The sequence below is a fragment of the Candidatus Nitrosarchaeum limnium BG20 genome, from assembly GCF_000241145.1.
Lineage (GTDB): Archaea > Thermoproteota > Nitrososphaeria > Nitrososphaerales > Nitrosopumilaceae > Nitrosarchaeum > Nitrosarchaeum limnae.
On the sequence record NZ_AHJG01000020.1, the window covers coordinates 1 to 533 of the forward strand.

Here is a 533-nt window from a genome sequence, read left to right on the forward strand (position 1 = left end):
TTTTTAATTTGATTAAGAGCCAACCCTTTGTTGTATAGTGCCTCTATGTTTTTGGGGTTTTGTTTTAGTATTTTATTAAATAGTGCGATTGCTCCCTTTGGCTGATTTTTCTCCATTAGGGACATTGCGTCATACATTAAATCAGAATTATTTGTAGACCCAAACAAGCCCATATTGAATTACTATTTGTTACTGGTAATGAAAGTTTAGTTTTTGTCTTGCAAAAAGTTTTCAGATGCAGTAATCATCTTTTTTATGTCATCTTTGTTGTGTGCATTTGATATTGCACCTAGTTTTCCAGGTAAAAAGAATATTCCATCATGCGAAATCATCTTAAAGTGATATTTCTGAAGTAACATGGTATCACACTTTGCAGCATCAGCCGAATTTTCAATCTTTGTAATTCCATCTTTAGTAAAATGTGTCATAAATAATGACCCTTGACCTGTAATGATTACTTTATCTCCAAATATTTTTCCCAATTCCACTCTTGCAAATTTACCTAATGAATTTATTTTTGGATAGATTACTCC

1 pseudogene is annotated in these 533 nt (G+C 31.5%); it reads right to left on the bottom strand.

The features are described 5' to 3' along the window. Window positions 1-206: 206 nt before the first annotated feature. Window positions 207-533, bottom strand: a pseudogene (locus BG20_RS00970) (aspartate aminotransferase family protein); the annotation flags it as partial.